23 protein-coding genes and 2 pseudogenes are annotated in these 22,883 nt (G+C 44.5%); 21 read left to right on the top strand and 4 right to left on the bottom strand.

The features are described from left to right. The first annotated feature begins 7 nt into the window (after nucleotides 1-7). Genes gtfA through ACEE44_RS09520 form a run of 3 tightly spaced genes read left to right on the top strand, consistent with a single transcriptional unit; the run spans nucleotide 8 to nucleotide 3,002 of the window. The gene (gene gtfA, locus ACEE44_RS09530; RefSeq protein WP_105122158.1) at nucleotides 8-1,507 is read left to right on the top strand and encodes an accessory Sec system glycosyltransferase GtfA; all 1,500 of its coding nucleotides are present in this window, start codon (nucleotides 8-10) and stop codon (nucleotides 1,505-1,507) included. Nucleotide 1,508: 1 nt separating this feature from the next. After that, on the top strand, nucleotides 1,509-2,834 hold the full coding sequence (gene gtfB, locus ACEE44_RS09525) for an accessory Sec system glycosylation chaperone GtfB (RefSeq protein WP_449172062.1): 1,326 nt from the start codon (nucleotides 1,509-1,511) through the stop codon (nucleotides 2,832-2,834). Further along, a complete protein-coding gene (locus ACEE44_RS09520) occupies nucleotides 2,835-3,002 on the top strand; it encodes a hypothetical protein (RefSeq protein WP_332412868.1) in 168 nt (55 codons plus the stop codon). A gap of 152 nt (nucleotides 3,003-3,154) precedes the next feature. Here ACEE44_RS09520 and ACEE44_RS09515 read toward each other — a convergent pair. Next, a pseudogene (locus ACEE44_RS09515) lies at nucleotides 3,155-3,340 on the bottom strand (ISL3 family transposase); the annotation flags it as partial. Nucleotides 3,341-4,282: 942 nt separating this feature from the next. On the opposite strand from ACEE44_RS09515, the pseudogene ltrA reads away from it, so the two are divergent. After that, nucleotides 4,283-5,558 (top strand): annotated as a pseudogene (ltrA, locus tag ACEE44_RS09510) (group II intron reverse transcriptase/maturase). 63 nt (nucleotides 5,559-5,621) lie between these two features. On the opposite strand, the gene ACEE44_RS09505 reads toward ltrA, so the two are convergent. Both ACEE44_RS09505 and ACEE44_RS09500 read right to left on the bottom strand, forming a co-directional pair. Next, nucleotides 5,622-7,490: a heavy metal translocating P-type ATPase gene (locus tag ACEE44_RS09505; protein ID WP_449172061.1), complete on the bottom strand. Its 1,869-nt coding sequence runs from the start codon at nucleotides 7,488-7,490 to the stop codon at nucleotides 5,622-5,624. A gap of 148 nt (nucleotides 7,491-7,638) precedes the next feature. Next, nucleotides 7,639-8,097: a Fur family transcriptional regulator gene (locus tag ACEE44_RS09500; protein WP_172083387.1), complete on the bottom strand. Its 459-nt coding sequence runs from the start codon at nucleotides 8,095-8,097 to the stop codon at nucleotides 7,639-7,641. A 172-nt stretch (nucleotides 8,098-8,269) separates the two neighbouring features. Between ACEE44_RS09500 and truA the strand changes: the two genes are divergently transcribed. From truA to ACEE44_RS09440, 12 genes are all read left to right on the top strand, one after another. Further along, nucleotides 8,270-9,019: a tRNA pseudouridine(38-40) synthase TruA gene (gene truA / locus ACEE44_RS09495; protein WP_024386000.1), complete on the top strand. Its 750-nt coding sequence runs from the start codon at nucleotides 8,270-8,272 to the stop codon at nucleotides 9,017-9,019. Next, a complete protein-coding gene (locus ACEE44_RS09490) occupies nucleotides 9,009-9,770 on the top strand; it encodes a bifunctional hydroxymethylpyrimidine kinase/phosphomethylpyrimidine kinase (RefSeq protein WP_449172060.1) in 762 nt (253 codons plus the stop codon). Before truA ends, ACEE44_RS09490 begins: the two co-directional genes overlap by 11 nt. Next, nucleotides 9,760-10,239, top strand: coding sequence for an ECF transporter S component (locus ACEE44_RS09485; protein WP_449172059.1), 480 nt, complete (start codon nucleotides 9,760-9,762; stop codon nucleotides 10,237-10,239). Before ACEE44_RS09490 ends, ACEE44_RS09485 begins: the two co-directional genes overlap by 11 nt. Then, nucleotides 10,226-10,789, top strand: a complete 564-nt coding sequence (locus tag ACEE44_RS09480) for a TIGR01440 family protein (protein ID WP_449172058.1) — start codon at nucleotides 10,226-10,228, stop codon at nucleotides 10,787-10,789. Before ACEE44_RS09485 ends, ACEE44_RS09480 begins: the two co-directional genes overlap by 14 nt. A 103-nt stretch (nucleotides 10,790-10,892) precedes the next feature. Continuing rightward, nucleotides 10,893-11,657: a hypothetical protein gene (locus tag ACEE44_RS09475; RefSeq protein ID WP_449172057.1), complete on the top strand. Its 765-nt coding sequence runs from the start codon at nucleotides 10,893-10,895 to the stop codon at nucleotides 11,655-11,657. 119 nt (nucleotides 11,658-11,776) lie between these two features. Next, nucleotides 11,777-12,208 carry an Rrf2 family transcriptional regulator gene (locus tag ACEE44_RS09470; RefSeq protein WP_449172056.1) on the top strand — a complete coding sequence of 144 codons (432 nt, stop codon included), beginning with the start codon at nucleotides 11,777-11,779 and terminating at the stop codon, nucleotides 12,206-12,208. Between the two features lie 79 nt (nucleotides 12,209-12,287). Next, nucleotides 12,288-13,289: an NADP-dependent oxidoreductase gene (locus ACEE44_RS09465; protein WP_449172055.1), complete on the top strand. Its 1,002-nt coding sequence runs from the start codon at nucleotides 12,288-12,290 to the stop codon at nucleotides 13,287-13,289. Between the two features lie 26 nt (nucleotides 13,290-13,315). Next, nucleotides 13,316-14,161: an alpha/beta fold hydrolase gene (locus ACEE44_RS09460; protein WP_449172054.1), complete on the top strand. Its 846-nt coding sequence runs from the start codon at nucleotides 13,316-13,318 to the stop codon at nucleotides 14,159-14,161. Next, entirely contained in the window at nucleotides 14,154-15,023 is an 870-nt protein-coding gene (locus ACEE44_RS09455) for an SDR family NAD(P)-dependent oxidoreductase (RefSeq protein ID WP_449172053.1), read from the top strand. The genes ACEE44_RS09460 and ACEE44_RS09455 overlap by 8 nt, the downstream gene beginning before the upstream one ends. Beyond that, nucleotides 15,016-16,227: an NADH:flavin oxidoreductase/NADH oxidase family protein gene (locus ACEE44_RS09450; RefSeq protein ID WP_449172052.1), complete on the top strand. Its 1,212-nt coding sequence runs from the start codon at nucleotides 15,016-15,018 to the stop codon at nucleotides 16,225-16,227. The genes ACEE44_RS09455 and ACEE44_RS09450 overlap by 8 nt, the downstream gene beginning before the upstream one ends. Before the next feature lie 126 nt (nucleotides 16,228-16,353). Beyond that, entirely contained in the window at nucleotides 16,354-16,983 is a 630-nt protein-coding gene (locus tag ACEE44_RS09445) for an NAD(P)-dependent oxidoreductase (RefSeq protein ID WP_024382289.1), read from the top strand. A gap of 9 nt (nucleotides 16,984-16,992) precedes the next feature. After that, nucleotides 16,993-17,442, top strand: coding sequence for an Rrf2 family transcriptional regulator (locus ACEE44_RS09440; RefSeq protein ID WP_449172051.1), 450 nt, complete (start codon nucleotides 16,993-16,995; stop codon nucleotides 17,440-17,442). Nucleotides 17,443-17,937: 495 nt separating this feature from the next. On the opposite strand, the gene ACEE44_RS09435 is transcribed toward ACEE44_RS09440, so the two are convergent. After that, complete coding sequence (locus ACEE44_RS09435) at nucleotides 17,938-18,447, bottom strand: TetR/AcrR family transcriptional regulator (protein WP_449172050.1); 510 nt, start codon at nucleotides 18,445-18,447, stop codon at nucleotides 17,938-17,940. A gap of 142 nt (nucleotides 18,448-18,589) precedes the next feature. Here ACEE44_RS09435 and ACEE44_RS09430 point away from each other — a divergent pair, with 142 nt between their 5' ends. From ACEE44_RS09430 to tig, 5 genes are all read left to right on the top strand, one after another. Next, a complete protein-coding gene (locus ACEE44_RS09430; protein ID WP_449172049.1) occupies nucleotides 18,590-18,796 on the top strand; it encodes a hypothetical protein in 207 nt (68 codons plus the stop codon). A 12-nt stretch (nucleotides 18,797-18,808) separates the two neighbouring features. Then, nucleotides 18,809-19,708 (top strand): pectin acetylesterase-family hydrolase, encoded by a 900-nt coding sequence (locus ACEE44_RS09425; protein WP_449172048.1) that lies wholly within the window; start codon nucleotides 18,809-18,811, stop codon nucleotides 19,706-19,708. Between the two features lie 9 nt (nucleotides 19,709-19,717). Beyond that, nucleotides 19,718-20,737, top strand: a complete 1,020-nt coding sequence (locus ACEE44_RS09420) for an alpha/beta hydrolase (protein ID WP_449172047.1) — start codon at nucleotides 19,718-19,720, stop codon at nucleotides 20,735-20,737. Between the two features lies 1 nt (nucleotide 20,738). Continuing rightward, entirely contained in the window at nucleotides 20,739-21,338 is a 600-nt protein-coding gene (locus ACEE44_RS09415) for a DUF1349 domain-containing protein (protein ID WP_449172046.1), read from the top strand. 114 nt (nucleotides 21,339-21,452) lie between these two features. Further along, nucleotides 21,453-22,736 carry a trigger factor gene (gene tig / locus ACEE44_RS09410; protein WP_172054316.1) on the top strand — a complete coding sequence of 428 codons (1,284 nt, stop codon included), beginning with the start codon at nucleotides 21,453-21,455 and terminating at the stop codon, nucleotides 22,734-22,736. Nucleotides 22,737-22,883 lie beyond the last annotated feature (147 nt).

Genomic DNA, 22,883 nt, shown 5'->3' with positions numbered 1-22,883 from the left:
ACAGAAGATGACCATTTATAATGTCAACCGTGGAATTGGTTGGGCCAGCAGCGGAGTAGAGTATGCCCAAGCCTATCGGGCCAGCATTTTTAGAAAGATTGGCCAAGATAGTAAATTTATTTTTACAGATATGTTTCAAGGAGAAAACCTGGCTCATTTTACAGCCAATATTGGCTTTGAAGACCAGGAAATTATCTGGCTCTATGGCTTTTTTACCGATGTCAAGATCGCAGCGACAACCTATCCTTTGATGGAGTTTGAAGCCAGTCTAGATTCTGATTTTGTCAAGGTTTCACAGAGCCCTGAATCTGTCAAATACCAGCATAAAGACAAGGACTTGGTCATCTTGGTGTTTACACGGAAAAATCATCCAGACTATGTGCAAAAGGTAGAGTTTCTTTCCAAAGGGAAGCTGATTCGCAAGGACTACTATAGCTATACCAAGATGTTTTCGGAATACTATGCTCCAGTGGATAATGCACCTGTTTTAAATGTGCGGGTATTTTTCAACGAAGATGGTTCTATCGCCTATGAAGAAAACTGTTCTGGTGACCAGAGTATCTTCCGTTTTCCTGATGCTATCCTTTGTACAAAAGAGGAGTTGATTGGTCGCATGTTGGACCGATTGGCTCTGACAAAAGAGGACATTATCTTGATTGATCGTGCTACTGGGACAGGTCAGGCGATTCTGCGCCACCGAGGAGAGGCCCGTGTGGCAGTCGTGATTCATGCAGAGCATTACAATATGAATTCTGTGACGGAAGAAACCATTCTTTGGAATAACTATTACGAATATCAGTTTTCGAATGCGGATAAGATTGATGCCTTTATTACCTCAACCAAGGCGCAAGCGGAAACGCTGGCGGCCCAATTTGAGACCTATACGCCTTTCCGTCCGAAAATTTTTACTTTACCAGTTGGTAGTTTGGATGAATTGCGCCAGCCCGAAGGGGACCGTCGTCCTTTCTCTTTGGTGACCTGTTCGCGACTGGCTAGTGAGAAACACATTGATTGGTTGGTGGATGCGGTGATTCAGGCCCAAAAACATTTGCCAGACCTTCAGTTTGATATTTATGGTGAGGGCGGGCAACGTAGCCGCTTGGAAGCCATGATCAAAGAACACGATGCTTCCTCTTTTATTCGCTTGATGGGGCACCATGATTTAACAGAGGTTTATAAACACTACCAAGCCTACTTGGCAGGTTCGACCTCAGAAGGTTTTGGTTTGACCTTGATGGAAGCCATTGGTTCTGGCCTGCCGATTATTGGCTTGGATGTTCCTTATGGCAACCAAACCTTTGTGCAGGATGGACGAAATGGCAGCTTGATCAGTCGTTTGGACGTTGATGATCCAACTGTCTATGGCCGACTCTTTGCCGAAAAACTGCTGGACCTATTCCAATCAGGTCAGCTGGAAGACTGGCAGGCGGCATCCTATGACCGTGCTAAGGAATTTCTGACGGTCGAATTGGAAAAAGCGTGGTTGCGCTTTATTGAGGAGGTTTAAAATGATTCAATTATATGATAGCTTCCATCAGGCCAGTAAGGATCTATATTATTCACTGACTCAGGCAGGTTTCCAAGGTCCTGTCGTTGTCATTAATGATGATGGTTTTCTACCAGAAGGTGTGACCTCTGCCTATTCATACTATTGCCAAATGGAGACAGGTCAGGGGTGCTCGCTTTATTTCAACCAACTCCAAGTCCCTCCTTTTTGGGAAATTACAGGGACCAATGGTGAAGGGGAAGTCTGGGATTACAGCCAACGGAAGGCAAAGATTTTTTATGCCGAACCCAAGCACCTCCGTCGCATAAAAAATGTTGACTGGTTTGGACCAAATGAAAAGGTACGTTTTACAGACCACTACAATCGCTTTGGTTGGTTGTTTGCACGAACCTATTTTAATGCCGAGCAGAAGGTGACTAGCCGTATTTATTTCAATCAGGCAAAACAAGAGGTCTTGGTTGAGAATTTTATGACAGGTGACATTCAGTTAAACTGGCAGGGAAAAGTGTATTTCTTTGATAATCGTGTGGAATTGTTCCGCCATTATTTTGCGGAAATGGGCTGGGAATTGTCAGAGATTTGGTACAACTCTTTATCGACTCCTTTTTTCCTCTCCTACAACAGTCCAGAAGCAGGTCAAGATATCCTATTTTGGCAGGAAGGTATCCAGGAGGACATCCCAGGAAACATGAAGGTCATGTTGAATTCTTCCCACGTTCGTACACAACGTGTTTTGGTACAGCAGCGTCAAGTTTATCAGAAGATGATGGATATCTTGCCGGAAGAACAAAAGGCCAAGATTGCTTACCTAGGTTATATCTATCCAAGCTTGCGTGAGAATGCTGGACGAAAGGAAATCCTTATCCTAACCAACTCGGATCAGATTGAGAAATTAGAGGAGTTAACTCAAGCACTACCAGACTTCCACTTCCATATCGGCGCATTGACAGAAATGTCTCAACGATTGATGGCTTTTGAAGCGAAGTCAAATATTACCCTTTATCCAAATATTTCACAGAAACAGCTGCAACAGTTGTTCCAAGAATGCGATATCTACCTCGATATCAATCATAGTGGAGAGGTAATGGATGCGGTTCGCAAGGCCTTTGAGCAAAATATGGTGATTTTGGCCTTTGAGCAAACCGTTCATAACCGTGATCTGATTCCAGCTTCCCACCGCTTTGATGCCAGCCAGCCAACTAATATGGTGATGGCCTTGGCAGACTTTGCAGCATCTTATCCACAGATGGTGGCCTTGCAGCGTGAAGAAACTAGCAATGAATCTGTTGCAGGATACCAACAGTTACTTGGGAAGGAGGAGCGCTAAATGCCAGAGAAACGTAATCCCTTGTTGGACGAAGCGATTGAGAAACAAATCAAGGAAGCTCGCTATGTTGAACCTAAGAAAAACAAGCAGAGACGGAATTATTTTTATCTCACCATCATTTTCCTTGTGACGTTGGCAGTTATTTTCTCCCTACTTCGTTATTTATAGAAATTCTTGCCTCAAGCTAATTGAAATCTTGAAAATTGCATGAAAATGTGAGAAAATATGTCAAATAAGAATGTGGTGGAAGAGCCATGCGTGACGATATACTCTTGAATGACCGAGCGGCTGCTCTTGCTGACCAATTGGTCCCGGTTTTAAGGTATTTTGGATGGTTTTTGGAAGTCGTACTTGGCCATCTGCCCTTGGCAATGTTGGCATTTGGGAGCAGGGTAATCCAGCTTAGCGATGACCTCTTTGCGGCTCCTGGTATCCGCAATCTCCAAAATAGTGATATTAGGGTCTTTAATTCCGAGTAGTTGTGTGATAAAATTGAACTGTTCCATATGAGTCTTTCTAAATGATAGTTTTGTCGCTTTTCATTATAGGTCATATGGGACTTTTTTTCTACACTCCAAAAGGCTCCATAATCTCTATAGTGGATTTTCCCACTACAGTCTTATAGAGCCTGTTTGTCTTTTTCTGCGTACGACGGGCATGTCGTACATCTGATGTGGAAGTCCTCCGTGGGCACCTGCTACCGGTGAACCCAATAGAGACTCCCAAGCCTGACTATCGTGAGGTAGCGGATTAAAACGGTCTGGGGAAAGACCGTTTTAAGTCTGACGCTAGAAACCAAGACCGTCAGAGGAAGGGATAGCGAAATCGTGGCACTACGAACAGAAACGTGATACGAAGGTGTATATAGCGGACAAGGTGGCTAAGAACATTAAAGTCCAAAAAGGTAGTCGTAGCCTATATACGTAAATCACGAGTGTAATTGAATTCGGACTAAGGTCAGTATGAAAATGATAATTCCTCCTAGAGTCACCGGGCTCTAGGAGGAATTCCTATTTTCACTTAGACCTTTTAACGTCCTCATATCTTGTGTAAACGAGGAAGGATGTACGACTTATCCCGTGAGGTCTCATGGGTGTCAATAAGACATAGTAACAACGAATCATGAGAAGTACCCTCGCCTATCGTTGTTATCAACTCATTCTTCGTTGAACAACAATGGCTGGGGCAGGCTCTCAGCCGAGGTCATAGTAGCGATGAAGTTTCTGTAATGGAAACGGAGCGAAGGGCTGAATATTTCAACAGTCAGGGGAGTGACTGTTGAAAGTTTGACACTGAAAATATAGGCTGTCAAACCGAAGTATACCTACATCACTTGTGTCTGTAAAACTAGCGGTCTGATAGAACTGGGTGCGGTCACGTATTGACTAGAGGAAAGTTCACCAATATAAGATGTCCCTCAGACACCGAAACAAGAAAGAAATACGCACATGTCACAGTTACTAGATAATATCCTATCTCGTTCAAATATGTTGGATGCTTATAACCAAGTTAGAGCCAATAAAGGTTCAGCAGGAATTGACGGCGTAACTATTGACGAAATAGATGACTATCTCCGCAAATACTGGCGTTCAACTAAAGAACTAATAAAGCAGAGGAAGTACAAGCCTCAGCCAGTTTTACGAGTTGAAATTCCCAAAGCTAACGGCGGAGTTCGTCAGCTAGGTATCCCAACGGTCATGGACAGAATGATACAACAAGCTATTGTTCAAGTCATTAGTCCTATTTGTGAACCCTTTTTCTCTGATAAGAGCTACGGATTCAGACCCAATCGGTCATGCGAACGAGCTATTATCCAGTTATTAGGATACCTTAATGACGGTTATGAGTGGATAGTAGACATAGACCTGGAGAAGTGGACGATACCGTTCCTCAAGATAGACTGATGTCGCTTGTTCATAACATTATCCAAGATGGAGAAACAGAATCTTTAATTCGTAAGTACCTTCATTCGGGTGTAGTCATTAACGGACAACGGTATAAAACACTAGTTGGAACGCCCAGGGAGGAAATCTATCACCGCTCCTGTCCAATATCATGCTTAATGAGCTAGATAAAGAGTTGGAAAATCGCGGACTTCGCTTTGTCCGCTACGCAGATGACTGTGTCATCACAGTTGGTAGTGAGGCGGCGGCTAAACGTGTGATGCATTCAATTAGTCGTTATATTGAAAAACGATTAGGTTTGAAAGTCAACAGGATCAAGACAAAGATTGTAAGACCGAGCAAACTGAAGTACCTAGGATTTGGGTTTTGGAAATCACCTGATGGCTGGAAAAGTCGTCCGCATCAGGATAGCGTACAGAGTTTCAAGAGAAAACTCAAGAAACTAACGGACCGTAAGTGGAGTATTGACTCAGGCAACCGAATTGAGCGACTAAACTGGGTCATCCGAGGTTGGATAAACTACTTTTCTATGACGAACATGAAATCAGTCATGGAAAGCATTGATGAATGACTAAGAACTCGAATAAGAGTTATTATTTGGAAACAATGGAAGAAGAAATCTAGGCGACTATGGGGACTTCTCAAATTAGGAGTACCGAAGTGGATAGCGGATAAGGTATCTGGCTGGGGAGACCATTATCAATTAGTGACTCAGAGGTCTGTACTGAAACGTGCCATATCAAAACCAGTCCTCGCTAAACGTGGACTGGTTTCTTGCCTAGATTATTATCTAAAACGACATGCGTTAAAAGTTAGTTGAATTGCCGTGTGCCGAACGGCACGCACGGTGGTGTGAGAGGGACTAGTCTTAGTCCCTACTCGATTATTTGAAATACAAGAGTCTCAGTCCGTTGAGAATGACCAAAATAGTTGATCCTTCGTGGCCCACCACACCGAGCGGTAGGTTGATAGATTGGAAGAGGTTGGAGATGATAAGAAGAGCAATGACAGACAGGGCAAAGATGATATTTTGCTTGATGATGCCCCGCATTTTCTTAGAGAGACGAATGGAGTAAGGAATTCTCGTCAGGTCTTCCATGAGTACGATGTCAGCTGACTCCATAGCGATGTCCGTACCGCTTCCCATGGCATAGCTGACATTGGCTTGAGCAAGGGCAGGAGCATCGTTGATACCGTCCCCCACCATCCCGACAGACGCAAACTCGGTTTGCAGTTCTTGAATAACAGCAGCCTTATCCGTCGGCAGACAGTTGGCAATGACCCGCTCGATACCGACCTGACTCGCCACATACCGAGCGGTCTTTTCTTGGTCGCCCGTCAGGAGAATTGGCGTCACACCCATTTCTTTCAACTGAGAGATAAGGAGTCTACTTTCCGGTTTCAGACTATCTTCCACCATGAAAATAGCCGCCAGCACATCATTTTGGCTGACATAGACTAGGGTTTTCCCAGTGCTTTCCGCCTCATCGATTTGTGAAGCTAAGTCAGCAGACAGGGGACGGACCAAACTATCTACCACAAAGTCCGCCTTACCGATTTTCCAGCTGTCGCCCTCATATCTCGCCACCAATCCTTTTCCGGTCACGTCTTCTAGGCTTTGGAGGGCAATAGCAGAGCTGTCAGCCGTATAGGTCATGAGAGCCTGGGCGATCGGGTGGCTTGATTGTTTTTCAACTGCCTGAACAACCTGCTTGATAAGCTCCTCATCGCCAAGATAGGTCGCCCCGACAACTTCAGGTTTACCAATGGTTAATGTGCCTGTCTTGTCAAAGACGATTGCCTCTAGATCGGCGATATTGTCCGCAATGTCACCGCCCTTGATAATCATGCCCTTGCGTGCCGCACGGCTGATGGCAGAAAGTGTCGCCGGTGAAGAAGAAGCTACAAGTGCACAAGGAGAAGCGATGGTCAAGAGAATCATGCCACGGTAGAAGGCAGTCAACCAGTCCCAACCCAGAACAAAATGAGCAAAGAGGATAAAGAGTGGTACCACCACCAAGACAACCTTGACATAGGTATCTTCCATATTTTCAATGAAAGTCGCTGTTTTTGATTTGGATTCTTGGGCGTTTTCAACCATTTGGACGATTTTATCGAATAGGGCATCGCCTTTTTCAGCTGTAACTTGAACAGTCACAGTTGGACCTTGGTTAATGGTTCCGCCGATAACAGCAGCGCCAGCCATTTTCTCAGCAGGGAGCGGCTCGCCTGTAATCATGGATTCGTCAAAGATGGATTGCGGACTGATGAGGGTAGCATCTAGTGGTACCGTATCCCCCTTGCGAACTTGCAAGAGGTCATCGATGCGAATGGCTGCCGTGTCTAAGACAGTAATGTCACCATTTTCCTCGATTTTACGGGCAGTTGGAGGGGTCATATTCATCAGAGCAGCGATAGCATTCTTGCTTTTTTCCATAGCCAATTCTTCCAGCGTAGAAGACAAGGAGAAGATGAAGATGAGCAGGGCGCCTTCCATCCAGTAGCCGATGAGGCCAGAGCCCATCGCCGCCAAAATCATGAGGAGGTCAACAGATAGGTGCTTGTCCACAAACAATTCTGTCAGACCTTCCTTGGCAGACTGGTATCCGCCGATGATAAAGGCTGAAATGAAGAGGATGGGTGCCCATCCTTGCCCGGTCTGTAGCAGGAGGATACCTAGCAGAATAAATACTAGGCAGACAGAAGTCGTGATAATGTGACTATTCTGTTTAAATTGCTGTGTTAGTGTCATAAAAAATTCCTCGAAATATCTTTTTATAGTTTAATTATAACAATTACAAATAAAATGTCAAGTTTAATTATAATAATTCTAAATAAGATTTTTCAGACAATTCCAAGGAAAGAAAAAAGAGCGAAATATTTCGCTCTGCTATTCTTGTCTATGCTATATTAGATTGGCAATCAGGACAGATACCATAGATAGCTAGGACCTCTTTTGTGACCTTGTAACCTGTCTGGTCTTGGGCTTCTTTTTTCAGACTAGGTAGTTCGATATCCATAAAGTCTGTAATTTTTCCGCACACTTCACAAATGATATTGAGGTGATCATGGCCCATAAAGTCATAATAGGTCGTATTATCATTGGTTCGTTTGATTTCTGTTACAAATCCTTCTTCCAACAGAAGTTTCAGATTGTTGTAAACAGTAGCTAGGCTCATTCCTGGGTAGTCTGGTAGAAGATCTTGGTAAATCATCTCAGCACTCGGGTGGTCATCGCTTTCTATGATGTAGGCTACAACAGCCTTACGAGTCGAAGTGATACGAACTCCTTTTTCCTTAAGGTGCTGGATGACGTGGTCGAAATCCGCTTGATGGTCACTACTATGATGGTGGGTCATGCTTCCCTCCTTTCTACGATGTAATAATAACAATTCTAAATTTCAATTCCTGTTTTCATTATAGTGTATTTTCTTAGCTCTGTCAATCTAATAGGAGGGCAGGTGTCTGTGCTAGGACAGTTGTTGTTTTATAGGCTTGTTTTTCTAAGTTTGCTTGTGCTACAATCAAAACATGACACGATATAAGGCAATTATTTCCTACGACGGACATGACTTTTCTGGTTTCCAACGCCAGCCCCATGCCCGTACAGTTCAGGAAGAAATCGAAAAAACACTAGTAAGATTGAACAGCGGCCAACCAGTAACCGTTCATGGAGCAGGTCGGACGGACGCAGGAGTGCACGCTTATGGTCAGGTGATTCACTTTGACTTGGCTGGCAGTCGAGATGCTGAGAAGCTCCGCTTTGCTCTTGATACTCAAACACCTGAGGATATTGATGTGGTCAGTGTGGAGCAGGTAGCGGATGATTTTCATTGCCGCTACGCCAAGCACAGCAAGACCTACGAGTTTCTGGTGGATATTGGGCGGCCTAAGAATCCCATGATGCGACACTATGCGACCTTTTATCCCTATGATTTGGACTTGAGCTTGATAGAAGAAGCTATTCAGGACTTGGTGGGGACTCACGACTTTACAGGCTTTACGGCTTCAGGGACCTCGGTGGAGGACAAGGTGCGGACCATTACGGCGGCAAGTATGGAATACGACCAGCGGCGGCAGTTCTTGATTTTTACCTTTTCAGGCAACGGTTTTTTGTACAAGCAGGTGCGGAATATGGTTGGGACCCTGCTGAAAATTGGTAATGGTCGCATGCCTGTTGGGCAGATCAAGCGGATTTTGGCAGAAAAAGATCGTGGTTTGGCAGGTCCGACTGCGGCAGGCAACGGCCTCTATCTAAAGGAGATTATCTATGAAGACTAAGTACATTTTGGCTCTTTCGGGCAACGATATTTTCAGCGGTGGGGGTCTCCATGCAGACTTGACCACCTACACGGTTCATGGCCTGCATGGCTTTGTGGCGGTGACCTGCTTGACAGCTATGACGGAAAAAGGTTTTGAGGTCATTCCGACGGATGCTGCGGTCTTTGCCCAGCAGCTGGCTAGTTTGAAGGCTGTGCCCTTTTCTGCGATTAAGATTGGCTTGCTTCCCACGGTGGACATAGCAGAGCAGGCTTTGGAGTTTATCAAGGCTCACCAGGAGATTCCTGTGGTCTTGGATCCGGTCTTGGTCTGCAAGGAAACGCACGATACTGAGGTTAGCCAGCTGAGGGATGAGCTCTTGAAGTTCCTTCCCTATGTCAGCATGATCACGCCAAATCTGGCAGAAGCTCAGCTATTGCTCCAAAAAGACATCAAAACAGTGGAGGAGATGAAGCAGGCGGCAGTGGCCTTGTATGATTTGGGAGCCAAGGCGGTGGTCATCAAGGGCGGCAATCGCTTGGGCAATCAGCAGGCTGTGGATGTTTTCTACGACGGTCAGGAAGTAGTGGTGCTCCAGTCGCCTCTGTTGTCAGAAAACAATATAGGGGCAGGCTGTACCTTTGCGTCCAGCATTGCCAGTCAGCTTTTGCTGGGTCAAGAGCCTTTGGAGGCGGTCAAGCTGTCCAAGGATTTTGTCCATGCGGCGATTGAAAAATCAGATGATTATGGGGTGATTCAATATGAGAAATAAAAAAACACAGGAATTAGTATTATTAGCCATCTTAACAGCCTTGAGTTTGGTCTTGGCCCACTTCCATTTGCCAACACCTTCGGGGTTTGTCACACTCTTGGATGTAGGAGTTTTCTTTACAGCCTTTTACTTGGGCAAGAAAGAAGGAGCCATTGTTGGCGGCTTGGCAGGGCTCTTGATAGATTTCTTGCTAGGCTATCCCCAGTGGGCTTTCTTTAGTCTGATTTTCCATGGGGCTCAGGGTTATTTTGCGGGTTGGACAGGTAAGAACCGGATTCTCGGTTTAGTCTTGGCGACGCTCTCTATGGTTGGGGGCTACTACCTGGCATCTCGGATTTATTTTAATGACCTCAAAGCCATTGAAAGTGTTTTTGGCAATAGCATGCAAAACTTTGTCGGGATGGGCTTAGGGTTTGCAGTGGCTAAATTAGTTGAGAAAAGCGGTGCTATTAACTATGTCACTCGATAAAATCAAAGTTCAAACCCAGCAAGTTATCGAAGAGGTCCTAGAACTCAGCAATCTTCAAAAGGGGCAAATTTTTGTTCTTGGCTTATCATCTAGTGAGGTCATTGGTGGGCATATCGGTAAAAATTCCAGTCTGGAAGTTGGTGAGGTGGTTGTTGAAACCATCTTGGAAATCCTGGAGCCAAAAGGTATCTATCTAGCTGTCCAAGGCTGTGAACATCTCAATCGTGCCTTGGTGGTGGAACGGGAATTGGCAATCCAGAAAGACTTGGAAATGGTCAATGTCCTCCCAACCCTCCATGCAGGAGGATCTGGACAGTTAGCGGCTTTCAAGTATATGAAGGACCCGGTGGAAGTCGAGTTTATCACCGCTCAGGCTGGTGTAGACATTGGTGATACAGCTATCGGCATGCACATCAAGCACGTCCAAGTTCCGATTAGACCTAGCCTGCGTGAGATTGGACAGGCCCATGTCACCGCCCTTGCCAGCCGCCCAAAACTGATCGGTGGGGCCCGTGCAGCTTATCAGGAAGATACCATACGGAAGAATTAGTCACAACCAATCGGTTGTGATTTTTTGAGCCAAATCCTTGCCAAGAAGTCTGGCTTATGCTAAACTTGTTCCTGTAAATGATACAAGAACAAAAGGAGAAAATATGACAAAAGGATACCAACAACGATTTTCACTATCCATTTTATTATGGATGCGTCAGGATAAAGCACGCCAAGAGGGAATGGACTACTGGGGTGGCGGGCATGCACAGATTATTGCAGCTTCACCGGGTCTATTAGAATACCGCCAGCAACATTTGAGTGAGACAGAACATAGTTTTTGGCCGAAAGCGACAGGCTTGGAAACGGCTATTCCAGAAGACCGTCGGATTGATGGCATTGCGGAAGTGACCTATCAAAAGTTATTGGCACCAATAGGCGGACGCCGTCAGACGGCCCTTGCCTTTGAAGATGAGGTCAATGTTTTCCGTCGGACTTTGATGCACATGGGCTTCCCTTATTCATCACGTTGGTACCATACTAGTACTCAGGCCCAAACCCAACTGCGTGATGTTCTTTACTTCCGTCGCAAAGATGGTGTGAGGAGCGGCAACTTCAAAACAGTTGTTCAAGATGGACTTGCCAGTCAATTGGCGACAATCCCTGGGGTAACGGAAGTACGGACGCAGGTCTATCTGCCATGGAATAAAGCGACTTGGAATACCCCAAATGTTGCCCATGACAATCCTAAAGAAGACCACCTTCATGCCTCCATCATCCTAGGTTTTGCGGATCAGGCGGCAAGAGAGGCCTTCTATGCCAACCAGGCTCCGCAGTTGAATGCAGAAGTAGTACAATACGCCTCAGCAGTCCACGCCTATCATATAGAAAAAACCTTGCCATTTGTCCTAGACGGCAAACGCATGTAAGACAAGTAACTTCTTGGTCGAATGCTTTGTTAAAAAAAATCAAGCAAAAGACTCGCCAAGAAGTCTAGCTTATGGTAAACTTGTTCTTGTAAATGATACAAGAACAGAAAGGAGCACGAATGGATACAAAGTTTTCAGTAGCCCTTCATATACTGACCATGATCAGTGAGAGTAAGGAAATACTTAGCTCGCAAGCCTTAGCTGAGAGCGTTGGCACCAATGCCAGTTACATCCGCAAGGTGATTGCACTCTTGAAAAATGCAGGCTTAATCACTTCGCACCAAGGACGATCAGGCTACCAATTGAGCAAGTCCCCTAAGGATATTAGCTTATTGGAAATCTACCTTGCGACGCAAGAAGTGGAGCATATTCGCCTATTTCAGCTACACCAGAATGCCAATCTCACTTGTCCAGTTGGGAAACATATAGAAGGTGCAATGGTTCCCATCTTTTCCAGCGTTGAACAAGAACTGGAACATCAACTCAGTCGTCAATCCTTAGATAATGTGATTGATAATCTCTATCAATCCGCACAAGAAACCCGAATCTGACCGAGGTCAGATTTTATAAACCCAAACATAGACCTGTAAGTGATACAGGAACAAGCCAACTAATAGAAAAGAGAAGAACATGAAAGCAGCACAACACACATCTTATAACAAAAACAACATCGCCCTTAACCTTACAGAAATTGCTAAACCACAAATCAAGCCTCACCAAGTCCTTGTCAAAGTGACCGCAGCAGGCGTTAATCCATTGGACAACATGATCTCGCGCGGAGATGTGAAATTGATTGTCCCTTACAAATTGCCCCAAACAGCTGGAAATGAAGTGGTCGGCTTGGTTGAAGAAGTCGGTACAACTGTAACCAACTTTACAGCAGGTGATCGTGTCTTCGGTCGTCTTCCGCTTGATAGTATCGGTGCTTTTGCTGAGTATGTAGCAGTTGATGCACAAGCTCTTGCTAAGGTCCCTGCCTACTTGACAGATGAAGAAGCGGCAGCTGTTCCTCTGACAGCCTTGACCATCATACAGGCCCTTGATCTCATGGGTGCTGAGGCAGGCAAGACCATCTTCATCTCAGGCGGAACTGGTGGTGTCGGAGGTATGGCTATTCCGATTGCCAAAGCCAAGGGCTTGACCGTTATCACAAATGGTGACGGTGCAAATGGTGAACGTGTCTTGAAACTCGGTGCAGACCAGTTTATCGATTACAAAAAAGAAGATTACACCAAAACACTTAGCAATGTTGACTACGTCTTGGACACACTTGGTGGTGCAGAAACGGAAAAACAAATGTCAATCATGAAAAAAGGTGGACAGCTGGTTTCCCTTCGTGCCATGCCGAATGGCGAATTTGCCAAGCGCATGAATTTGCCAAAATGGAAACAAATCTTGTTTGGTCTAGCGGGTCGTTCATTTGACAAAATGGCTAAGAAATATGGTGTTCACTACCATTTCATTTTCGTAGAGAGCAATGGTCGCCAACTGCAAGAAGTAGCAGACATTTTCAGCAAGCTCGAAATCAAACCGTCTATCGATACCGTTTATTCATTTGAAGAAGTCAACGCAGCACTTGATAAGGTTGCCAACGGTCGTTCACGCGGAAAAACAGTCCTCAGTTTCAACTAAGACAATAGAATATACAAGGAAAAATCATGTCATATATTACAACTAAAAACCAATACATCACCGTTTCAAACAATAAAATCGCCTATCGTGAGCTCAGCAAGGGCAAGTCAGACCTTCCTTTGGTCATGCTGGTTCACCTAGCCGCGACCTTGGACAACTGGGATCCAAAATTGCTGGATTTGCTGGCTGAACAGCACCATGTGATTGTCCTAGACCTTCCTGGCGTAGGAGCTAGTCAAGGCAAGGTGGCTCCAACTATTCCAGGAATGGCTGAGCAGGCTGTTTCCATTATCAAGGCTTTGGGTCATGAGAAAATCAATTTGCTAGGTCTGTCTATGGGTGGTTTCATTGCTCAAGAAATCGTTCGTCTGGATGGTCAGCTGGTTAATCGCTTGATTTTAGCAGGTACAGGTCCTCGTGGTGGTTTTGAAGTTGATAAGGTAACTGGAAAAACCTTCCGCTATATGCTGAAGGCTGGTTTGGAGCGTGTGGATCCAAAACGCTACATCTTCTACAATCATGATGAAGCAGGTCGTTTGGAGGCAGAAAAAGTCTTGGGTCGTATGGGGCAAAGAAGTGCTGCTCATGCAGATAAGGACATGAATGTTCCAGGATTTTTGACCCAGCTGAAAGCTATCAAACGCTGGGGAAGAGAGCCACAAGATGATATGACCTTTATCGCCCTACCAACTCTGATCGTCAACGGTGATAAGGATATGCAGGTTCCAACAGAAAATTCTTATACTATGCATGAGAAGATCAAAAATAGCCAACTGATCATCTATCCAAATGCAGGTCACGGCTCGATCTTCCAAAATGCAGAAGAGTTTTCAAAAGCCTTACTAGCCTTTTTGGAGGAAACCAATGCCTAAAACCATTTTAATCACAGGATCGACAGACGGAATCGGCAAACACCTAGCCATGAAACTGGCTAGTGAAGGTCATGAAGTGATCTTGCACGGGCGAAATAGCGAAAAGCTCCGTGTAGCCCTCAGTGATATTCAACTAAAAACAGGAAATAAAAAGATTCACGGCTACCTTGCAGATTTTTCCAAGTTAGCAGATGTTTATCGTTTTAGTGAGGAGATTCGCAGAGATTTTGAGCAGATTGATGTCTTGTTAAACAATGCGGGTGCTTACTTTGGTGATGCTCGCGTGGCAACGGCAGAAAATATCGAGATGACCTTTATGCTGTCTGTTCAAGTTCCCTATATCTTGACGACGGAGTTGCTGCCCTTGCTGGAAAAAGCAGCAGGCAGGGTCATTCACACCTCTTCCTTCATGCACCATTTTGCACAAACCAGAGGCTTGGATTTTGGTTTAGAGCAGAGCTATTCTGCAGCTATGGCTTACAATAATGCCAAACTATATACCATTTGGCTGGCAATAGCTCAGGCAGAGGCCTTAGAAAAGCAAGGTTCATCTGTGACCGTCAATGCCTACCATCCTGGTTTGATTGCGACAAATTTGGGAAATGATGGGGTCAAACGCAATCTGAAAAGTCGGATTCTTACCAGTCTGATGAAACCATTTTCCAAGGATTTGGACCAGGGGATTGAAACAGGTTATTACTTAAGCCTGTCACCAGAGGTAGCTGGAGTATCAGGGCGTTATTTTTCAGAGAAAAAAGTGGCACGGGTCAGCTTGAAGGGCTTTGATGTGCCAAAGAGCCAAGCCTTACTAGCCTATCTTGATAAGAAAATTCAAGTATTTAAGGAGAGCTACAGTGACTAAGATTTTGTTAGAAAACCTCCAACTGCCCAATGGTCAGGTCTTAGACAATCGCTTTTTCAAATCCGCCATGAGCGAAACCCTGGCAGATAGTCAGGGAGCTCCTTCAGATGACCTGATTGCCTTATATGATTTTTGGTCCAAGCAGGGAATGGGTGTCCTAGTGACAGGTAATGTCATGGTGGACGGCCGCTACCTTGGTGAGCCGGGCAATGTGGTCCTTGATTCAGACGCTCATTTGGCTCAATTTCGGAAATGGGCAGCTGTTGGGAAAAAGAACGGTGTGCCTATCTGGCTCCAGCTCAATCACCCTGGCAAACAGATGTATCGGTCAATCAATCAAACTCCGATTGCACCCAGTGCTATTCCGATTTCTGGAGGCTCAGCTTCGGCCTTTCGTCCACCGAGAGAAATGACCGTGTTTGATATCAAAGAAGCTAGAGATAAATTTATTACAGCAGGCCTTCGGGCAAAAGTAGCAGGATTTACAGGTGTACAGTTACACGCTGCACATGGTTACTTGATCAATCAATTCCTCTCGCCGGCAGATAATCAGCGGACGGACCGCTATGGTGGCAGTCTGGACAATCGCATGCGATTCTTGGTGGAAGTCTATCGAGGTTTGCGTGAAAAAGTGGGACCAGATTTTACCATCGCCTTGAAATTGAATGCTTCTGATTTTAAAGAAGAGGGCTTTGGTTTTGAAGATTGTAAGCATGTGGTGAAAACCATGTCTGACTTGGGTATTGACCTGATTGAAATTTCAGGTGGCAATTATGAGACACCTGTTTTTGGCAGTGAATATGAGAATGGTGCTGGATTTGTGACCTACGCTCTAGCCTTAGCAGATTTGACTTCTGTTCCTATTGTTTCAACGGGTGGTTTCCGAAAAGTCACTCAGATGGAGGAGGCTATCAAGGATGGTGTGTCCATGATTGGTCTTGCCAGGCCCTTTGTCCTTCGTCCAAGTCTTGTCAATGATTACCGTCAAGTCGGTGATCTCCAACTGACAACGCCTCGCCTGACAACAGGTCTTCCAAAACTAGATAAGGCTCTTGGTCCCATTATCGGTGTCAGTTATTACGAGGCTCAGATGAAACGCTTGGCCAAGGGAAAAAATGTCACCATCAGTCAAAACGCCTGGCCCTATCTTCTCCAAACCGTCAAGGCACACGGCCTGTCAGCCTTGAAACCGAGGAGGAAGTAGAATAAACTAGAAAAGATTTGAGAGTCCATCTCAGATCTTTTTTCTACGATAAATGAACCTACCAACAATTTAAAAAAAGTTGTAACAAAACATTTTACAACAAAAAATATTTCGGAGGAAAAGAAAATGAAAATAGCAGTAGTAGCAGCGAACGGTAAAGCAGGTAGCTTGATTGTAAAAGAAGCGGTAGCACGTGGTTTTGAAGTAACGGCCATCGTTCGTGGTGAAAATAAGACAGTCGCACAGCAGGTTCTTCAAAAGGATGTTTTTGACCTGACAGCCGATGATGTGATTGGCTTTGATGCGGTAGTGGATGCAGTAGGTGCCTGGACAGCAGACACTGTCCATATGGTTCCTGATGCAGCCAAACATTTGGCGGCTATCCTAAAAGATTCACAAACACGTTTGCTTGTGGTTGGTGGAGCAGCAAGCCTCTATGTTAATCCAGAGCATACCTTGACTGTGGCAGATGTGACAGAGTTTCCAGCGGAAGTATTGCCTGTGCTAAATGCTCACAAGGAAGCACTTGAGGCCCTTCGTCAAGTAGATGATGTCAACTGGACCTATGTAAGCCCGGCAGGTGATTTCCAAGCAGACGGCGAACGGACAGGTCGCTATATTCTTGGCGGTGAAGAGTTGGTCTTGAATAGTAAGGGAGAAAGCGTTATTTCCTATGCAGATTATGCTATTGGTATGATTGACGAGATTGCATCGGGAGATCATCTCAAAGCACGTATCAGCCTTGTCAGTGAGTAAAAGGTTGTTATGCAGATCTCAAATAAATTTACCATTGCCATTCACGCCTTGGCCTTTATCCATCTCTTTCAAGACCAGCAACGTGTTACCAGCAAGGTTTTGGCAAACAGCATTCAAGCCAATCCCGTTATCATTCGCTCGGTTCTATCTGGTTTGAAGGATGCGGGAATTGTAGATGCCAAGCAGGGTAGCGGCGGTTTTCGTTTAGCAAAGCCACTTGATGACATTAGTCTTTATGACATCTTTGTTACGGTTGACAATATTGATAAGAAGGGCTTGTTCAACTTTCATGAAAATCCCCATCCCGACTGTATCGTGGGGGGGAATATCCATGCTGCTGTGGACGACAAACTCGTCCAAGTCCAGACAGCTATGGAGAAAGAATTGAGAACCATGTATATGTCTGATGTTCTGGTTGACCTAGAAAAAGCCATTGAAGAAAAAGTGAGAAGGACTTAAATGGGAGTGGGAAAGAACTCGACCATTCATAGAAGAGTTCGTCAACAAGTCCTTATTTCCAGTTGTTGAGCTGAAACAGTCTATCCCCAGACATCAATTTATGTGAGCTGACTACCGTCAGCTTATATCTCCCACTTTAAAAGGTCTCCCAGACCTTTTAAACTCCCACCCCCGCGTAGCTCCAAAGGTTTGGGGAACCTTTGGAGGTCGGAGATAGAGCGAACAGAGTTCGCTACAAAACAGTCAGAGTAGTGATTGTTGGAGGTTGGAAATGAAGCGAACTCTGTTCGCATCAGTCGTAATGGTCAGATTTGGAGTGTAAAACACGAACAAATCTGCCAATCAACCACTGCGCTGAGATGTTGACACGAACTCTGAGTAGTGGTCCTGGGCTTTTTGCCCATCCTCACTATACACAAAAAGACTTAGAGTGACTGAACATCAGTTGTCTAAGTCTTTTTGCTTGGTCTGGTCAAGGTAGTTGGCAAGTTTGACCTATTGCTCTCCCATCAACCGCATGATGTCATCGGGGCTTTCCTTACAGCCTCTAGCAACCCAGGTTTTAAGCACTCGGAAAAATCCTCCTACGATAAATTGCAGGTGAAAATCATCAGTCATGTCCCCCAGTCTTTCTTTGAAGTAGCTGTCCAAGACCTCCTCGAGTAAGTAGTCCAAATGGTTGGCAGTCAATAAGCGAATCTTATCCTGTTGCTCATACCAAAAGTCAAAAAATTGCCGTAAAGCTAGTAAGAGATGAGCATCTGACCAATCCGACAAGTCAATCTGCCGCTCTGTCAACCAGGCTTGCAACTCCAAGTTGAAGGATCGTTCGAGCACCTCTTCCTTATTGGAAAAGTTGCGGTAAAAAGTCACCCGACCGATGCCAGCTCTCTCCACCAACTCAGACACACTAATCTTTTCAAAAGATTTGTCTTCCAGCAACTCCCACAGAGCCTCCACGACACTCTCCACAAATAACGACTCTTTCCGCTTCACTCTTTCCATGCGAAACACTTCCTTTCCTTTGTTTCCTTTTGGGTAAATAGCAGAGCTGGGACTAGTTTTCCAGCTGTTCATCTGCTATACTGATAAAAAACGAAACACTTGTTTCTAAAAAATATACCATAAAGGACAGAAAAAAGAAAGTATGAAAAAAGTTTGGAAAATAGTAGCGGCTGTAACAGTTGTTCTAGCCTTGCTTGGTTTTATTGCCTACAAAAAGACATTTGGTTGGTCAGCTCCTGAGCTTGTTGACCAGACCCCACAAGTGAATGAATGGTACCGCCTCAGTCCCGAAGGGGTTGTAGATTCTCAGGGCAATCAGGCACACGGCCTGCTTCGTATCGGTAAATAGAAGAATAAGGTAATGGTCTATTTCTTCGGTGGTGGAGTGAGTATCAATGAAGAGACTGCTAGTGGTGGCACACGTTATTTTGCGACCACAACTGGCCATCAAGATTATGTCGCAACTTGGGGAATTGGAAGTCCGCAGGAAGACAATCCGTTTAAGGACTGGACTATGATTGTGCTTCCGTATGGGACAGGAGATTTTCATGCAGGGACCCAGAACTTTTCATATGTAGACGATCACGGAAAAGAGCAAGTAGTCCATCACCAAGGTTATTCCAATCTGATGAGTATTTTAGCAGCAGCCAAACCGCACGTTGGCAATCCCGATACGCTTCTGGTGACTGGATTTTCAGCTGGCGGATTTGCAACATCATTGCTTGCGGACGAAGTGATTTCACAATTTCCCACCGCAGAGAATGTCACGGTTGCAGTTGACAGTTCCTTTTTGAGACATGATAACTGGAAAAGTATAGCAGAAAATGTCTGGAAGACACCGACTTCCATTAGTGACCGCCTGCATTCAGATAATCTTGTTTTGGATAGCTTAGTAGCCCTCCATGAGAAACGCGGAGATAGCGTTAAGATTTTATTTGACATTTCCTATCGAGATGGGATTCTTCAGCAATATCAGGCCTATATTGACCAAGGGAAACTAGCAGATGCAACAGAAGAGAGCAGTGACCACTTTCAAAAAGAACTTAAAAAAATGATTCAAGAACTGCAATCTAAGATTGATGGCGTGGGTATTTTTATCTGGAATTATGGGCAAGATGAAAAAACTACCGCTACTCAGCACACCACCATTAACTTTCCAACATTCTTTACCCCTATGTCTCAAGACAAGAGTGTGGCAGAATGGCTGCATGATGCTGTCAATGGACAGGTAAACAGTTATGGATTAGAACTATTAGATTAGGAGAATAAGATGAAAAAATTCAAAAAAATTATCTTATGGGCCTTTGGGATTGTAGCTAGTCTTGGTATCATTGTTTATGTGTCTGTTACCAATCATCCGCAGTTGGTAGTCGGTGTCATTCAATCGTTTATGTATCAGGAGAGTTCACCTAACTCTTACAGTCCCCTATATGAACCTATCGACGGGTTGAAAGACAATGGTCAGTATTTGAAAAGTGAGATTGCCTATAGCAAGGACTACCCTAACAGTTTTTTAGATATTACCTATCCAGACCAAAATTTTGAAGCTGACCGTCCAACCCTCTTCTATTTCCACGGTGGTGGATTCTTTGGAGGCAGCAAAAATATGGGGGACCCACTGGCTGCTAGCCAAGCGACCTATCTCATTGACGACATCGTTTCAAAAGGATATAATGTGGTCAATGTGGACTATGCGCTTGTGCCAGACCACCATTTTCCAACGCCGGTGATTCAGATGAATCAGGCCATTGCCTACATAATGGAACACGCTGAAGAATACCATTTGAACATGGACAATGTTGTCTTGATGGGCTCGTCCGCAGGTGCCATCATGGTAGCACAATATGGCAGTGTCTTAGCCAACAATGATTACGCTCAGCTATTGAACATTGAACCAAGTATTGCAAAAGAACAGGCCAAGGCTTTGGTCATCGATGATGCCCCTTTGGATTATCCCAAGCTTTCTCTGGGTGCCAAGATGCTGGTGGGTAACTATGTGGTGGGGACCATTTATCTCAGTCAGGAAGAAATCAATGCCTATAACCCGATTCTCCATGTGACCAAGGATTATCCAGCAAGTTTCCTTTTGGGCAGTGAATACCGTACCGACCTAATCACGCTTCAACAGGCTTTGAAACAGGCGGATGTGGTTCATGAGTTGGTTGATCCCTTAGCAGAAAAAGGACTGGAAAAACCGCATGGCTTTGTGTCAAATTTGCGAAACGACCCTGTGTCTGCCAAAGCATTTGAGCGGATGATGACTTTTATAGATGAACGAACTAAGGAGTAACATGAACACCAAAAATTTTTACTGGGTGCGAGAACCAGAAAACTATCAGATTTCGGAAAAAGAAATTAGAATCACAACCCAAGCTCATACAGACTTGTGGCAGAAGACCTACTACCATTTTGTCAATGACAATGCTCCCCTGCTCTTGATGGACACGGAGGAAGAGTATTTTTCCTTTACGGTTAAGACGGATTTTTCCAACAGCCATACCCGCTTTGACCAGTGTGGCGTCGTGGTTTATCAGGATTCGGAAAACTGGATTAAGGGCTCGATTGAGTATGAAAATGAAGATTTTCAGCATTTGGGCAGCGTTGTGACCAATCAGGGCTTTTCAGACTGGGCGACCCAGGAAATTCCTGCTTCTGTCAAGTCAATTTACTACCGTTTGAGCCGACGTGGTAGTGATTTCTGCATTGAAAACTCCAAAGACGGTATTCATTTTGAGCAGATGCGAATCTGCCACCTGCATGAAGGCGGCGGGAAAATTCATTTTGGAATCTACGCCTGTTCACCGGAAGACTCTTCTTTTGAAGCGATCTTTACAGAAATGAGTTTGACTGACTGCAAGTGGTTGGCCCACGATGGTCAACAACCAGATTAGAAGATTGAGCAGAAGCTCTGCCATTTCCCAAAAGTACGTTATAAAATCGTTGAAATCCCTGCTAATTGTGTTATAATGAAGAGTATGCAATAAAATTTTAAGGAGAATGACAGAATGTCTGTATCATTTGAAGCAAAAGAAACAAACCGCGGCGTTTTGACCTTCACAATCGGTCAAGATGCTATCAAACCAGAATTGGATCGCGTTTTCAACAAAGTTAAGAAAGATATCAATCTTCCAGGTTTCCGTAAAGGTCACTTGCCACGTGCCGTATTCAACCAAAAATTTGGTGAAGAAGCACTTTATCAAGATGTAGTAAACGCTCTTTTACCAGCAGCCTATGAAGCAGCTGTTGCAGAAGCTGGTCTTGAAGTCGTTGCACAACCAAAAATCGACGTTGTGTCTATGGAAAAAGGTCAAGACTGGACAATCACTGCTGAAGTTGTGACAAAACCTGAAGTAAAATTGGGTGACTACAAAAACTTGGCAGTTTCAGTAGAAGCTACTAAAGAAGTAACAGATGAAGAAGTTGATGCAAAAATCGAAGCTGCACGCAACAACTTGGCTGAATTGGTTATCAAAGAAGGTCCAGCAGCTGAAGGCGATACAGTTGTTATCGACTTTGTAGGTTCAATCGACGGTGTAGAATTTGACGGCGGTAAAGGTGAGAACTTCTCGCTTGGACTTGGTTCAGGTCAATTCATCCCAGGTTTCGAAGCACAATTGGTAGGTCACGCAGCTGGTGAAGAAGTAAACGTTGAAGTAACTTTCCCAGAAGACTATCAAGCAGCTGACCTTGCTGGTAAACCAGCCCTCTTCGTAACAAAAATCCACGAAGTAAAAGCAAAAGAAGTTCCAGCTTTGGATGACGAATTGGCAAAAGATATCGACGAAGAAGTAGAAACTCTTGATGAGTTGAAAGCTAAGTACCGCAAAGAATTGGAAGCTGCAAAAGAAGTTGCATTTGATGATGCAGTTGAATCAGCAGCTCTTGAATTGGCTGTAGAAAACGCTGAAATCGTTGAATTGCCAGAAGAAATGATCCACGAAGAAGTTCACCGTGCAATCAATGAATTCTTGGGTGGTATGCAACAACAAGGTATCTCACCAGATATGTACTTCCAAATCACTGGTACAACTCGTGATGACCTTCATAAACAATACGAAGCTGACGCTGAAAAACGTACTAAGACAAACTTGGTTGTTGAAGCAGTAGCGAAAGCAGAAGGTTTCGAAGCAACTGACGCTGAAATCGAGAAAGAAATCGAAGACTTGGCAGCTACTTACCGTATGGAAGTGGCACAAGTTCGTAGCTTGCTTTCACCAGAAATGCTCAAACACGACATCGCTGTCAAGAAAGCTGTAGAAGTGATCACAAGCACTGCAACTGTAAAATAATTATTTGGAAAACTCGACTCTAGTCGGGTTTTCTTTTTGTTTTTTGATAAATTAGTATATATTTTTTTAAAAATATAGTAAAATGAAACAAAAATAGTACATTTATGGTATAATGTACTTATGGCATATTCATTAGATTTTCGTAAA

The sequence above is a fragment of the Streptococcus sp. 32226D021BW genome (assembly GCF_053545015.1).
The sequence above is the reverse complement of the archived record's forward strand: the minus strand, read 5'-3'. Positions and strand labels throughout refer to the sequence as shown.